This is a genomic window from Allobosea sp. TBD101 (assembly GCF_059817965.1).
On sequence record NZ_CM187543.1, the window covers coordinates 4,548,309 to 4,561,712 of the forward strand.

Below are 13,404 nucleotides of genomic sequence, written 5' to 3' on the forward strand. Positions count from 1 at the left end.
TGCGATCGGGTCGATATGGTAGTCTGGCGGACCGCCTCGTCCTGCGAGGCGTGGGAAGAGCGCCATGACCGGATCCGGACCGAGGCCTCACCGACACCGCCTGTTGAGCTGGATGCTGGCGCTCGCCGTGTTGTTCCTGCTGAGCGAGGCCGCAGCGGCCGGCGAGCCCGCGGTCGCGCTGGACAAGCCGCGCCTCGCCCAGGCGCCGGAGCCGCTCTGCTTCTGCTGGAACGATGGCCGCAAGATCGCCGAAGGTTCCAAGTCCTGCATCAGGACCACGCAGGGGCGACGCGTCGCGACCTGCGGGCGGGTGGTCAACATGATGTCCTGGGAAGTGACGGAAACAGCCTGCCCGGAAAGCTGAAACTCCGCGATCGGGAAACGACCTTTCGGAAACGAAAACGCCGCCGGGACTTCTTCCCGGCGGCGTTGTTGTCATTGCTCTTGTGGTCCTAGCGACTTCGAGACTGACCCGCTGTCAGAACGCTCCCAGAACGATCGCCATCATGAAAACGAAGGCCGCACCCATGATCAATCGGTCGAGACGTAGCGTGACACTCATCACACCCTCCTGTGTCATTGACCTGTCGCGGAAGCTACCAGAACTGACGAAGGCCGCAAGAGGGCGGCATCGTGGCAACCCGAGGACGGAGGCTAGATCACCCTTAATCATCGGTTAAATCCTTGATTAGATTTGGGGATATTTCTGGCTGCGAAATTTGGTCGCGAGCCCTGTGCGACGCCGTGCCACAGCTTCGCCACGGTTCGACCAAGGGCCCCCGCCAACTGATCTTGCCGACATCTGCGACAACGTTCGCAACGGCTGCATCCGCCTCGGTCAAGGCCGGAAACGGCGCATTAAGGCGCGATTCACCACGGCGCCAAAGTTAATCCGCCTGTGGCGGCCTGGACGCAGTCGGTTGAGAAACCGTTCACCAGGCGCTTCGCATTTGAATGGTCATGCGACGCGCTCATCTCGCCCTCATCGCACTCGGCATCGTCGGCGCAACCGGCCTTGCGGGCTGCGGCAAGTTCCAGAAGCCCCAGCGCGCCGCCTGGCGCGACCAGGCGGAGGCCGCCTGCATGGCCTCGCGCGAGGTGCAGATCTCGTCCTATGTCAGCCTGCGCGGCAAAGCGATCGACGGGCCGGGGACCTGCGGCATGCAGCAGCCGCTCAAGGTCTCCGCCTTCTCGGGCGGCGGCATCGGGCTGACCAGTTCGGCCACCCTCTCCTGCCCTATCGTCGCGACCACCGACAAATGGCTGGCCGAGGTGGTGCAGCCGGCCGCGATGAACGTGCTCGGCGCCCAGGTCATCGAACTGCGGGCCGGCTCCTACTCCTGCCGGGCGATGAACAACGGCACGGGCACGTCGCGCACGTCGGAGCACGCCTTCGGCAACGCCGTCGACGTCTTCTCCTTCCGGCTCAACGACAACCGCGTCGTCACCGTCAAGGACGGCTGGCGCGGCTCGTCCGAGGAGCAGAACTTCCTGCGCGAGGTCTTCGTCGGTGCCTGCGAGCATTTCTCGACGGTGCTCGGCCCGGGTGCCGACCCCTTCCACTACGACCATTTCCATATCGACCTGGCCCGGCATTCGAAGGGCCGGCGCATCTGCAAGCCGGTGATCAAGTACACGCCGAACTACAACCTGCCGCCGCCGGACCCGACCCGGCCCTATTCGATGGCCCAGACACAGCCGCGCGGCGCGGCGCCGCCGGCCGGCACCGTGGTCGCGGGCGGCGGCTTGCTCCGCCAGCCGGGTGATGGGCTGCGGCCTCCCGGCGCGGTTCAGGGCGGCTATCCCGTCGCGAGCTATGCCCAGGGTCAGCCCCGGAGCCTCGATTCGCAACAGCGCTTCCTCGAGCAGTACGACGCGCGCCAGCGGCAGGGGCATTTCCAGCCGCAACCGCTCCCCAGCGAGAATCGCGGGCCGCTGACCCTGCCGGGCGCCGTGCCGCCGACGGAGGAGGCCGTTCTTGGCGACGAAGGTGGAACCGGTGTCGTCGACATCGAAGGCGAGGATCAGGCCCAGCCGATGATCACGCCGCAGCGCGACCCCTTCGCCTACAGCTCCGGGCGAGTGCCGCCACGGCGCTGAACAAGGCTCGCCGCTCTCGGGCGGCAAACGGCCTTGCTTTCAGCGCGAGACCAGCACCTGACGGCATTCCGGCGGCAGGGCGTCGAGCGACATCGGCGGCTTCGGCTTGGGTTTCGGACCCGGCTTGGGCTTCGGCGGATTGAAGATCGCGTTGTGCTGGCGCTCGATCCAGCCGCTGAGTTCCGCCCCGCAGCCATCGCCGAAATTCGGGGGCTCCTGCCCCTGGCAGCTCGCCATGCCGGCTGGGCAGGCCAGCCGGATATGGAAATGGTAGTTGTGGCCCCAGATCGGCCGCACCTTCTCCAGCCAGCCCTTATCGGCGCCGGCCTCGCGGCAGAGCGCGACCTTGAGCGCCGGGTTGACGAAGATGCGCTCGACCCCGGGCTCGGCCGCGACGGTGCGGATCAGCCTTGTATGGGCCGGGGTCCAGTTGCGGGGGTCGACGTCGCGCCAGTCGGAGCGGGCCATGTTGACCGCCGACATGTTCTCGCGCTGCTCGCGGTCGAGCCGCCCACGCGGCATCGGCATCAGCCAGACATCGGCATCGAGCCCGATCTGGTGCGAGGCATGGCCGGTCAGCATCGGCCCGCCGCGCGGCTGCGACATGTCGCCGACGAGAAGACCCGCCCAGCCCGTGATGCGCGGCACGTCGCGGGCGAGCTTCTCGAGATAGTCGACCAGAGCGGGGTGGCCCCAGTTGCGGTTGCGGTTCAGCCGCATGACCTGCCAGCTCGGCCCGTCGACCGGCAGCGCCTCGGCGCCAGCAAGGCAGCCGCGCGCATAGGAGCCGATGGCACGGGCCTGCATGCTCGCCGGCTCGGTCTTCTGGCCGAAGAGCGAGCGGGCGGCATCAGGCCAGGCGGCGATATTGGCGGCGCGGGTCTTCGCCTCCTGATCCGCGGTCGACTGGGCCTGACCGGCAACCGGCAGAAGGGCGAGCGGCGCCAGGACGGCCGCGATTCGGGAGAACTTGCGCATGGCCGGAGAATCGCCGCGCCGCGCCATGGTGGTCAAGCGCGATGGCTGGACAAGCCGCGCGGCGAATTGCAGCTTTGCGCGAGATGGCGACGCGAGACGCGCCCTTCAGGGAGATGATCGATGACGACCCGGATCGACCGCCGCAGCATTCTGGCCGGCGCAGGCGCCCTTCTCGCAGCGCCAACGGCTGGCTTCGGTCAGCAGCCCTGGCCGCAGGGGCGCCTCCTCAAGCTCGTAGTGCCGTTTCCGCCGGCCGGCGCGACCGACGTTCTGGCCCGCCTCGTCGCCGACAAGCTCGGCCAGAGCTGGGGCACCAATATCGTGGTCGAGAACCGGCCGGGCGCCGGCGGCAATATCGGCACCGACGCGGTCGCCAAGGCCGAGCCAACAGGCGATACCTTCCTGATCGTCTCCGTGGGCATGGCGACCAACCAGTATCTCTACCAGAAGCTGACCTACGACCCCGCCAAGGACCTGACGCCGATCACCATGGTCGCGATGGTCCCCAATCTGCTGGTGGTCAACAAGTCAGTGCCGGCGAACAACGTCGCCGAGCTGATCGCCTATGCGAAGGCCAATCCCGGCAAGCTCACCTACGGCTCCTCCGGTATCGGCACATCGGTCCATCTCTGCGGCGAACTGTTCCAGAAGCTGACCGGCACGAAGATGGTGCATGTACCCTATCGCGGCACGGCGCAGGCGACGCAGGACCTGATCGGCGGGCGCATCGACCTGATCTTCGACAATATCCCGCAGGCGCTGCCGCATGTGCGCGCCGGCTCGATCCGCGGCTTCGGCATCACCACCGCAAAACGCTCGCCGACGGCGCCGGAATTCGCGCCGATCGCGGATACCGTACCGGGCTTCGACGTCTCCTCCTGGTTCGCGCTGTTCGCGCCGGCGAAGACGCCGCCTGCCGTCATCGCCAAGATCCAGGCCGACACCAAGGCGGTGATCGCCGATCCGGCCGTGCGCGCGAAGATGGATGCGCTGGCGGCCGAGCCGGTGGGCAACAGCTCCGAAGAACTCGGTGCCTTCCTGCAGGCGGAGATGAAGCGCTGGGGCGACCTGATCAAGGAGGTCGGCCTCAAGGTGGAGTGACCCGGCGCTCACGCTGCGGAACCGAGGGTTCGCGGCCAGCGTTTCCCGCTAGAGCATTTTTCGCGCGAAGTGGACACCGGTTCGCGTGAAAATACTCTGGATTTAGCGAATGAACCGTCGGTCAGACTGCATGAGGCCGCCTGGCATCGAGGTCAGGTCGACGGATTCTCCTTCGGCCCGATTGGCATGAAAATCAGGAACGATTGTCCCAGACAGCCACCGCGGCCGCCAGATCCTCGAGCGCGACGCCGACCGATTTGAACAGCGTGATGCCGCCGCCCTCGACCGGCCCGGCGATCCGGCCATGGCAGAGATCGGCGAGCGTGCCCGCCACCTTGTCGGCACTGTAGCTACCCTCGGCGATGGCGACGGCGACATCGCCGCCCTCGTCGATCGCCTTGCTGGAATCGACGATCACGCGGGCCCGGTGCAGCGCGTCGGCATCGGCCTCGCGCATCTGCATGGTGAAGCCGCCGATCAGGTCGAGATGGGCCTCGCGCTTCAGCCAGTGACCGTGGATCAGCGGCTCGGTCGCGTTGGTCGCGCAGGAGATGATATCGGCCGTGCGGGCCTCGCCTTCGAGATCGGTGGTGGCACGGGCCTCGATGCCATCCTTCGCCAGCTCGGCGACGGTCGCCTCCGCGGCTTCAGGCCGCCGCGCCCAGACCGCGATCTCGGTCAGCGGGCGGACGGAGCGATGCGCCTTGATGATGAAGGGCGCGAGCGCGCCGGCCCCGACCATCAGCATGCGGCTGGATTCAGGGTTCGACATGTAGCGCGAGGCCAGCGCGGAGGCCGCCGCGGTGCGCCAGGTCGTCAGCCGGTTGCCGTCCATCACCGCGAGCGGCTTGCCGGTCGCGCCGTCCATCAGCAGATAGGCGCCCATCACGCCCGGCAGGTTGCGCTTGCCGTTGCCGAAGAAGACCGAGACGATCTTGGTGCCGATATAGGGATTGGCGACGTCCGGCCCACTCCAGGCCGGCATGGTCAGCAGGATGGCGTCGGTCTCGTCCGGACGCTGGATCGCGTACTGGCCGCGCTTGGGCGCAATCACTTCGCTGCGGAAGGCGTCGTCGAGGATGTCGATCAGGCCGGGATAGCTCAGGGCCGCATCGATCTCGGCCACGTCGAAAAGTCGCATCAATTCCGTCCGTTGGTCAGTGCCGGCAACGCGGAGTCCGGCACGGCCGAGCGCAGCGCCTGGGTTTCGGAGCGCAGCGCCTCCACCTCGCGGCGGTTGCGGCGCGCCGCCTTGCGGTGCTTGCCCTGCGCGATCCACGAGGCCAGGCCGCCGACGAGCACGCCGACGGCGATCGCCGCCAGCACCACCGCGAAGAGCGGCAGCTCGATGGAGAACATGGGCAAGTCGCGGCTGAACGGGTCGAGCGAAACGCGCACCGCACCGCGATTGGCGACCGAGAACAATACGATCACCAGCGCGACGGGAACCAGCACCAGCGCCTTGAAGAAGGCCTTCATCACAATCTCCGTGCGGCTGCGGGACCTGCGGTCAATCCTTGCCGTTAAGGCGCAGCCGCAGCTCCTTGCCCGTCTTGAAGACGGGGACGAACTTCTCCTCGACCTCCACCGCATCACCTGTGCGGGGGTTGCGGCCGATGCGGGCCGAGCGGCCCTTGCGCGAGAAGGCACCGAAGCCGCGCAGCTCCACCCGGTCGCCCCGCGCCAGAGCTTTCACGACCTCGTCCAGAATGGCCGAGACGATGTTCTCGATATCGCGCTGGTAGAGATGGGTGTTGCGGTCGGCGATCCGCTGAACGAGTTCGGATTTAATCATCGCTGGGGCATAACCATTTGTATCGAAATCACTTTTCAGCGGCAGGCTGCCAGAGCGCCAAGGGCGCGTCAAGCCGCAAGCCGACCGGCTGATCCGCAGCGCGCGCGATCGTCGCCGCGAGCGCATCGAGGCCGGCGCCGCGCGCCATCGCCTCGGCGAAGCTCCACAGGCCGTAGGACGAGGATTCGCTGCGCCGGCGCCAGTCGCGGACCTTCAAATCCTTGGCGACGCTCTTCTCCCGCTCCATCCAGGCGATCGCCTCCGGCTCGCCGCCGATCTGGTCAACGAGCTTCAGGCCGACGGCCTGGCGGCCGGAATGGACACGGCCGTCCGAGACCGTGGCGACCTCGCCCTCGGCGAGATGGCGGCGATCGCGCACCATGTCCTTGAACCAGGTGTAGTTGTCGTTGACGACGCGCTGGAGCGCCTCGCGCGCCTCGGGCGAGGTCGGCTCGAAGCCGCTCGGCGCGGCCTTCAGCGGGCTCGACTTGATCGACTCGACCTTGACGCCGACGGTGTCGAGCAGGTTCGAGACGTTCGGGAACTGGAAGAGCACGCCGATCGAGCCGACGAGCGAGGTCTGGCGGGCGACGATGCGGTCGGCGCCCATCGCGGCGATGTAACCGCCGGAGGCCGCGACACCATCGACGACCGCGACCATCGGCTTCTTCGCGGCGAGCTTGCGCAGCGCGGTATGCAGCGCCTCGGAGCCCGAGGTGGTACCGCCGGGGCTGTCGACGCGAAGCACGACGGCGGAGACGGCCTTGCTGTCCTCGACCGACTTGATCAGATCGAGCGTGCGGCGATCGCCGGAGATGAAGCCCGAAATGGTGATGCGCGCGATATGGGCGCTCAACAGGGTGGCCGAGCCATCGCCCTTCCAGGCGAAGCCGCCGATCACCGCCGCGACGATCACGCCGAGCACGGCGAGCACGCGCCAGAGCGTCAGCTTGCGGCGCAGGCTGCGGCGGTCTGCTAGCAGATCGGCATCGGACGACATCGGGAGGCTCCTGCGGCTAGAGCCGGATCCGATCAGGTTGGCACAACCTGATCGGTGAATCCGTCTCTAACATATTGATGGAGAACGCGTGACCCGATCGGACAGCAATGCAATCCGATCGGCGTGGCTCCAGGTCCGTGATGTAGACCCGCCGCGCCGGGCGGGCAAGGCGTGCGACCTCGATCAGGCCGCGACCGAGGCGCGCGCCCGGTCGAGCGCGAGAAGCGCAAGGCCGCTGGCGACCGAGCGGAACGCGTCGCCGATATGCACCTTGCCGGCGCCGAAGCGACGGTCGAACAGGCTGCGCACGGCCGGGACGTAAGACGTGCCGCCGGTCATGAAGACCGCCTCGATGCGCTCGCCACCGAGCCCGGCCTCGGCCAGAGCACGATCGAGCGCGGCTTCGATGGCGCCGACATCGTCGGCGATCCAGCGCTCGAAATCGGCGCGGCGGATCGGCTTCTCGATGATGACGCCCATCTGGCTGAAGCTCAGCGTCGTCTCCTCCTTGCCGGAGAGCGCGACCTTGGCGGCGGAGACGGCACGATAGAGCTCGTAGCCGAGATCGTATTCGATGACCGTGAGCAGGTCCTCGAGCTTGCCCGGCTCGACAGCCTCGCGGATCAGAGCGTTGAGCTCGGCCATGGTCTCGCGGCTCTTCATCAGCGAGAGCTTGTGCCATTGCGCGAAGGCGGCGTGGTAATGGGCGGGCACCGGCAGCAGCTTGCCGAAGGAGCGGTAATCCGTGCCCTTGCCGAGCGCCGGCGAAACGGCATGTTCGATGATGCGGTAGTCGAAGGTGTCACCGGCGACGCCGACACCGGCATGGGACAGCGGGATCGCCTCCAGCCCGCCATTGCTGCCGGGCTCGAAGCGCATCACCGAGAAGTCGCTGGTGCCGCCGCCGAAATCGGCGACCAGCATGGTCTGCGGCGTCTTCAGGTCGCGCGCGTACCAGTAGGCGGCGCCGAGCGGCTCATAGGCGAAATCGACCTGCTTCATGCCGGCCTTGCCATACGAGCCCTTCAGGCGGCCGACCGCCAGCTCCTCGTCAGGGCGTTCGCCGGCGAAGACGACCGGACGGCCGGAGACCAGCGGCAAGGCGTCATGGCCGGGCAGGTCCGCCGTGAGATCGGACAAGAAGACGCCGATCAGGTCCTCAAGCTGGAAGAGCTTGCCGAAAAGCCGGGTCTCCTGGAAGGCGCGGCTGGAAAGATGGGTCTTGAGCGATTGCAGGAAGCGGTGCTCAGTCGTCATGCCTAAGGCCATGTCGAGCGCATCGGGACCGCTGACATGGGTGATACGGGTCTCAGGGGGACGCCCCTCGCGCCAGAACATCAGCGCCGAGCGATAGGCATCGACCGCGCCCTGCTTCGTGGCGAAGGAGCGCGTCATGACCGATCCGTCCGGCCCCGCCAGCGCGACGACGCTGTTGGTGGTGCCGAAGTCGATGCCGATGGCGGCGGGGGTCATGGCGAGCTCCTCTGGTGCGTCATGTCCAAATTGTCATTCCGGGGCTTCGCGTCAGCGAAGAACCCGGAATGACAACGTGGTTTCGAAACAAAAGCCCGCGCGGATCGCTCCGCGCGGGCTGGCTTGGATGTCCGGCCGCTTTCGCGGCCGAAATCTCACTTCTTGTCGGTGGCCTTCTTGAGCGCAGCGCCCAGGATGTCGCCGAGCGAGGCACCGGAATCGGCGGAGCCGTACTGAGCCATCGCTTCCTTCTCCTCGGCCATCTCGAGAGCCTTGACCGAGACCTGGATCTTGCGGGCCTTCTTGTCGAAGAGCACGACGCGGGCGTCGATGCGCTCGCCGGCCGCGAAGCGCTCGGGGCGCTGCTCGGAGCGATCGCGAGCCAGCTCGGCGCGCTTGATGAAGGTCATCATGTCGGTGTCGGCGATCTTCACGTCGAGACCCGACTCCTTCACCTCGACCACCTCACAGGTGACGATCTGACCCTTCTTGAACTCGCCGGCATCCACGAAGGGATCGCCGCCGAGCTGCTTCAGGCCGAGCGAGATGCGCTCCTTCTCGACGTCCACATCGAGAACGACGGCCTGCAGGACGTCGCCCTTCTTGTATTCCTCGATGACCTGCTCGCCCGGACGGTTCCAGTCGAGATCCGAGAGATGGATCATGCCGTCGATATCGCCTTCGAGACCCAGGAACAGGCCGAACTCGGTCTTGTTCTTGACCTCGCCCTCGACCGTCGAGCCCGACGGGTGCTGCTCCGCGAAGAGCTCCCACGGGTTGCGCAGGGTCTGCTTGAGGCCGAGCGAGATGCGGCGCTTGACCGGATCGACCTCGAGGATCGCGACATCGACTTCCTGCGAGGTCGAGACGATCTTGCCGGGATGGACGTTCTTCTTGGTCCAGGACATCTCGGAGACGTGGATCAGGCCTTCGATGCCCGGCTCCACTTCGACGAACGCGCCGTAATCCGTGATGTTGGTCACGCGGCCCTTGAGACGGGTGCCGACCGGGTAACGCTCGGCGATGCCATCCCACGGATCGGCCAGCAGCTGCTTGATGCCGAGCGAGATGCGGTGCGTGTCCTGGTTGATCTTGATGATCTTGACCTTGACCGTCTGGCCGATGGTCACGACCTCGGACGGGTGGTTCACGCGGCGCCACGCCATGTCGGTGACGTGCAGCAGGCCGTCGATGCCGCCGAGGTCAACGAACGCACCGTATTCGGTGATGTTCTTGACGACGCCGTCGATGACCTGGCCCTCTTCGAGCGAGGCGACCAGCTCGGAACGAGCCTCGGCGCGGGTCTCTTCGAGGACGGTGCGGCGCGACACGACGATGTTGCCGCGGCGGCGATCCATCTTGAGGATCTCGAAGGGCTGCGGCTGGCCCATCAGCGGGCCGACGTCGCGGATCGGGCGGATGTCGACCTGCGAGCGCGGCAGGAAGGCCACGGCGCCGTCGAGATCGACGGTGTAGCCGCCCTTGACGGTGTTGAAGATCATGCCGGTGACCTTCTCGCGGGCTTCGAAGGCCTTCTCGAGCTTGACCCAGCTCTCTTCGCGGCGAGCCTTGTCGCGCGAGATGACGGCTTCGCCGAGCGCGTTCTCGATCCGGTCCAGATAGACCTCGACCTCGTCGCCGACATTCAGTTCCTGCTCACGGCCGGGGCCGGTGAATTCCTTGAGCGCAACGCGACCTTCGGTCTTCAGACCGACGTCGATGATCGCCATATCCTTCTCGATGGCGACGACCTTGCCCTTGATGACGGAGCCTTCGAGGGCCTCGTTCCGGGTGAAGGACTCTTCGAGCAGGGCGGCGAAATCCTCGCGACCCGCGCTGTAGCTTTCAACTGCAGACATGTAATCTCCTGGGAGCCGGCCGCGTATCCCGCGGATGTCCGGCTATAGGCGCCGTGGTTGGTGCTGCGTTCCGGATCGCGGCCGTCGGCACCTCCTCTCGGAGGTATCCGCCTCCCCGTCAGACGGGGCCAGCGGAGGCGCCAGGACCAGCGGCTCGATCCGTATCCGGCGGGCGCGCTTCCAACACGAAACGGGAGCGGGCCTTGAAGACCGCCCCCGGCGCATGATCGATCACGGCCCTTCGGACAGGGGCGATGTAATGCAAACGGGCCATCAGGGCAAGGCCGAAGCCCTGACAGGGACGCCGATACCGCCTCTTTTCCCTGCCCCCAAGGACGTCGTACGCCACGGGCATCCTCTATTCGAGGGAGCCGACGCCGGCCGACATCGCGTAGCTTCCCCGACTTCGCGCTTCGTGCAAGGCTGCGGCCGGATTTTGTCCACGTTTTGGGAGGGGTGCCATGGGCTGGGCCATTCTGGGGCTGATCGTCGTCCTCGTCGTCTATCTGATCATGACCTATAACGGGCTCGTCGCGATGCGGCAGCGCGTGAACCAGGCCTTCGCGGATATCGACGTCCAGCTCAAGCAGCGCCACGACCTGATCCCGAATCTCGTCGAGACGGTGAAGGGCTATGCAACGCACGAGAAATCGACGCTCGACGCGGTGATCGCCGCCCGCAATGCGGCGCAGGGCGCGACCGGTGTCCATGACAAGGCCGCGGCCGAGCAGCAGCTTTCCGGCGCGGTCGGCCGGCTTCTGGCGCTGGGCGAGGCCTATCCCGATCTCAAGGCCAGCGCCAATTTCCAGCAGCTCCAGGTCGATCTCGGCAATGTCGAGGACAAGCTCGCGGCGGCGCGGCGCTTCTTCAACAATGCGGTCGGCGAGTTCAACGCCGCGATCCAGGCCTTCCCGGCCGTGCTATTCGCACCGCAGATGGGCTTCACCCAGCGGGAATTCTTCGATGTCGGCGAGCAGACGCGCGCCCAGATCGAAGTCGCACCCAGCGTGAAGTTCTGACGGCAGAAGAGCATTCTAGCTTTTACTTTTGCATCAGGTCCTTCCGAAAAGTGGCATCCACTTTTCGGCCCGATGCCAAGCAGGCGGAGCGGCTGCAATGGCCGAGGCCTTCGGGCTCTACACCCACCAGCGCAACAACCGGATCAGGTCGAATCTCCTGATCGCCGGGCTCTTCCTGCTGGTCTATCTCACCGCCTGGGGCCTGCTGCTCGTCGCCTTCGGCTATGGCGGCGTGCCGCGCGGGCGCACCGCCTTCGGCGAGGCGGCCCGTGTCTTCCGCTCCTGGTTCCCCTTCATCACTGCGGCGGCGATGCTCTGGGTCTTCATCGGCTTCCGCATGAATGTCGCGATGATCAACGCGGTCACGGGGTCGAAAGGCCTGGCGCGCGAGGACAATCCCAAGCTCTACCGGATGCTGGAAAACCTCTGCATCTCGCGCGGCTTGCCGATGCCGAAGCTCGCCATCGTCGAGAGCGAGGCGCTGAACGCCTTCGCCAGTGGCGTCAACGACCAGCAGTTCACGGTCAGCGTCACCACCGGCCTCCTGGCCCAGCTCAACGATGCCGAGGTCGAGGCCGTTCTGGCCCATGAACTGACCCATATCCGCAACGGCGACGTCCGCCTGATGGTGATCGCGGTAGTGATCGCCGGCATCGTCTCTTTCGTCGGCGAGATTGTCTTCCGCGGCTTCGGCCGCAGCCGGGTCAGAGTCTCGTCCGATGATGCCAAGAAGGGCAACGGGCTCGCCATCATCGTCGGCATCGCGGTGATCGCGATCTCCTGGTTCCTGGCGGTGCTGATCCGGCTGTCGCTGTCGCGCTCGCGCGAATATCTCGCCGATGCCGGCGCCGTCGAACTGACCAAGAACCCGGATGCGATGATCTCCGCCCTGCTCAAGATCTCCGGCCGGGCCGATATCGAGGGCGTGCCGTCCGGCGTGATGGACATGTGCTTCGAGAACGATCCGGACGATTTCGCCGACCTGTTCTCGACCCACCCTTCCGTCACCAAACGCGTGCAGGCGCTGATCGAGACCGCCGGCGGGCGCATGCCGGCCATGCCGCCCCACCCGCCGAAGATCGGCGAGCGGCAGGACCTGCCGACGATGGTCGAGGAGACCGCGGCGCGTGGGCCTTGGGCACGGCCGCCGCAAGCGCCCGGTCAAGGCTGATCACGTGACGAGCTTCGCCGGATCGATCTCGAAGACCAACGGATAGAAGGTGGCCCAGCGGTTCCAGCGCTGCGTGCCGGCTTCGCCGACCGCCCAGAGCTTGCCGTCCGGTGCGAGGCCGAGATCCTCGATGCCGCCGGGAGCAGGATAGCGCGCAAGCGCGGCTCCCGTTGCGGGATCCAGCTGCGACAGGAAGGCCGGCCGGTTGCCGGAGCTCTGCGCAATCCAGATCTTGCCCGCTTTGTCGAAGGTCGCGCCTTGCGCGAAGAGCGGCAGCGGCAGGGTGGCCCGGCTGTCGGCGAGCCCGATCGGCGCCTCACTGCTGGCCAGAATGCGATCGATCGGGACCGCATGCAGGTTCGGCGCGCCTTCACGGCGATAGGGGCCGAACCAGAGCGCATCGCCAGAGGCCGTCAGGAAGGACGGACCCATCGCCTTGTCGACGCGTGTCTCCTTGAGCGGAACGCATTCGCCGGTGCGGCAAGATTCCTTGAAATCGAGCGCGAGCAGCCGGCCGGAATTGGCGACAAACAATGTGCCGCGGAGATTGGCGAGGCCGCCGGGATGGCCGTAGGTCGCCGGCAGCGCGAAGCTGCCGAGCAGACGCCCGCCCGCCCGCGCGAGCCGGAACACCCGCGCCGGGCCATTGTCCTGCTCGCGCTCGGTGCTGCGGTAGGCGGCGATGAGGATTTCGTCGCCGAAGACGGTGAGGCCCTGCGGGACATAGCCCTCGTTGAGACCGGGTGACCAGTAGCGGCGGCCGATCGCCGCAGCGTTCGGCACCGCGGTCAATTCGCGGCTGTCATAGGCCGGCGCCTCGCCGGGCAAGGCGGGGCGCGCCCGCGCGGCCGAGGCCAGACACAAGCCGGCTCCCGCCATCAGCATACGGCGCCGGTTCAGGATCATGG

The 13,404-nt window shown here is 66.8% G+C and carries 13 protein-coding genes; 5 read left to right on the forward strand and 8 right to left on the reverse strand.

Annotated elements, in window-relative coordinates; all coding sequences use genetic code 11:
• Positions 1 to 64 precede the first annotated feature (64 nt).
• Entirely contained in the window at positions 65 to 364 is a 300-nt protein-coding gene (locus AC6RIC_RS22165; RefSeq protein WP_499733938.1) for a hypothetical protein, read from the forward strand.
• Positions 365 to 954: 590 nt separating this feature from the next.
• Positions 955 to 2,100 carry an extensin-like domain-containing protein gene (locus AC6RIC_RS22170; RefSeq protein ID WP_499733939.1) on the forward strand — a complete coding sequence of 382 codons (1,146 nt, stop codon included), beginning with the start codon at positions 955 to 957 and terminating at the stop codon, positions 2,098 to 2,100.
• 39 nt (positions 2,101 to 2,139) lie between these two features.
• Here the strand turns inward: AC6RIC_RS22170 and mepA are convergent, their stop codons facing one another.
• The gene (gene mepA, locus AC6RIC_RS22175) at positions 2,140 to 3,078 is read right to left on the reverse strand and encodes a penicillin-insensitive murein endopeptidase (RefSeq protein ID WP_454658176.1); all 939 of its coding nucleotides are present in this window, start codon (positions 3,076 to 3,078) and stop codon (positions 2,140 to 2,142) included.
• A 120-nt stretch (positions 3,079 to 3,198) separates the two neighbouring features.
• On the opposite strand from mepA, the gene AC6RIC_RS22180 reads away from it, so the two are divergent.
• Positions 3,199 to 4,179 carry a tripartite tricarboxylate transporter substrate binding protein gene (locus tag AC6RIC_RS22180; protein WP_499733940.1) on the forward strand — a complete coding sequence of 327 codons (981 nt, stop codon included), beginning with the start codon at positions 3,199 to 3,201 and terminating at the stop codon, positions 4,177 to 4,179.
• Between the two features lie 193 nt (positions 4,180 to 4,372).
• Here AC6RIC_RS22180 and lhpI read toward each other — a convergent pair whose 3' ends face one another.
• The 6 genes from lhpI to rpsA all read right to left on the reverse strand — a co-directional run bounded on the left by lhpI (position 4,373) and on the right by rpsA (position 10,306).
• Positions 4,373 to 5,320 carry a bifunctional Delta(1)-pyrroline-2-carboxylate/Delta(1)-piperideine-2-carboxylate reductase gene (gene lhpI / locus AC6RIC_RS22185; RefSeq protein ID WP_454658178.1) on the reverse strand — a complete coding sequence of 316 codons (948 nt, stop codon included), beginning with the start codon at positions 5,318 to 5,320 and terminating at the stop codon, positions 4,373 to 4,375.
• On the reverse strand, positions 5,320 to 5,658 hold the full coding sequence (locus AC6RIC_RS22190) for a LapA family protein (protein WP_454658179.1): 339 nt from the start codon (positions 5,656 to 5,658) through the stop codon (positions 5,320 to 5,322). Before AC6RIC_RS22190 ends, lhpI begins: the two co-directional genes overlap by 1 nt.
• A 31-nt stretch (positions 5,659 to 5,689) precedes the next feature.
• Positions 5,690 to 5,974 carry an integration host factor subunit beta gene (gene ihfB, locus AC6RIC_RS22195; RefSeq protein ID WP_047576935.1) on the reverse strand — a complete coding sequence of 95 codons (285 nt, stop codon included), beginning with the start codon at positions 5,972 to 5,974 and terminating at the stop codon, positions 5,690 to 5,692.
• Positions 5,975 to 6,002: 28 nt separating this feature from the next.
• Positions 6,003 to 6,974 carry a signal peptide peptidase SppA gene (gene sppA, locus AC6RIC_RS22200; protein WP_499733941.1) on the reverse strand — a complete coding sequence of 324 codons (972 nt, stop codon included), beginning with the start codon at positions 6,972 to 6,974 and terminating at the stop codon, positions 6,003 to 6,005.
• A gap of 183 nt (positions 6,975 to 7,157) precedes the next feature.
• Entirely contained in the window at positions 7,158 to 8,447 is a 1,290-nt protein-coding gene (locus tag AC6RIC_RS22205; RefSeq protein WP_499733942.1) for an Hsp70 family protein, read from the reverse strand.
• A 155-nt stretch (positions 8,448 to 8,602) separates the two neighbouring features.
• On the reverse strand, positions 8,603 to 10,306 hold the full coding sequence (rpsA, locus tag AC6RIC_RS22210) for a 30S ribosomal protein S1 (protein ID WP_454658182.1): 1,704 nt from the start codon (positions 10,304 to 10,306) through the stop codon (positions 8,603 to 8,605).
• A gap of 461 nt (positions 10,307 to 10,767) precedes the next feature.
• Between rpsA and AC6RIC_RS22215 the strand changes: the two genes are divergently transcribed.
• Both AC6RIC_RS22215 and AC6RIC_RS22220 read left to right on the forward strand, forming a co-directional pair.
• Positions 10,768 to 11,325: a LemA family protein gene (locus AC6RIC_RS22215; RefSeq protein ID WP_492284553.1), complete on the forward strand. Its 558-nt coding sequence runs from the start codon at positions 10,768 to 10,770 to the stop codon at positions 11,323 to 11,325.
• 97 nt (positions 11,326 to 11,422) lie between these two features.
• Positions 11,423 to 12,496, forward strand: a complete 1,074-nt coding sequence (locus tag AC6RIC_RS22220; RefSeq protein WP_499733943.1) for a M48 family metallopeptidase — start codon at positions 11,423 to 11,425, stop codon at positions 12,494 to 12,496.
• Here the strand turns inward: AC6RIC_RS22220 and AC6RIC_RS22225 are convergent, their stop codons facing one another.
• Positions 12,497 to 13,402, reverse strand: coding sequence for an NHL repeat-containing protein (locus tag AC6RIC_RS22225; RefSeq protein WP_499733944.1), 906 nt, complete (start codon positions 13,400 to 13,402; stop codon positions 12,497 to 12,499). It lies immediately after the preceding gene.
• Between the last annotated feature and the right edge of the window lie 2 nt (positions 13,403 to 13,404).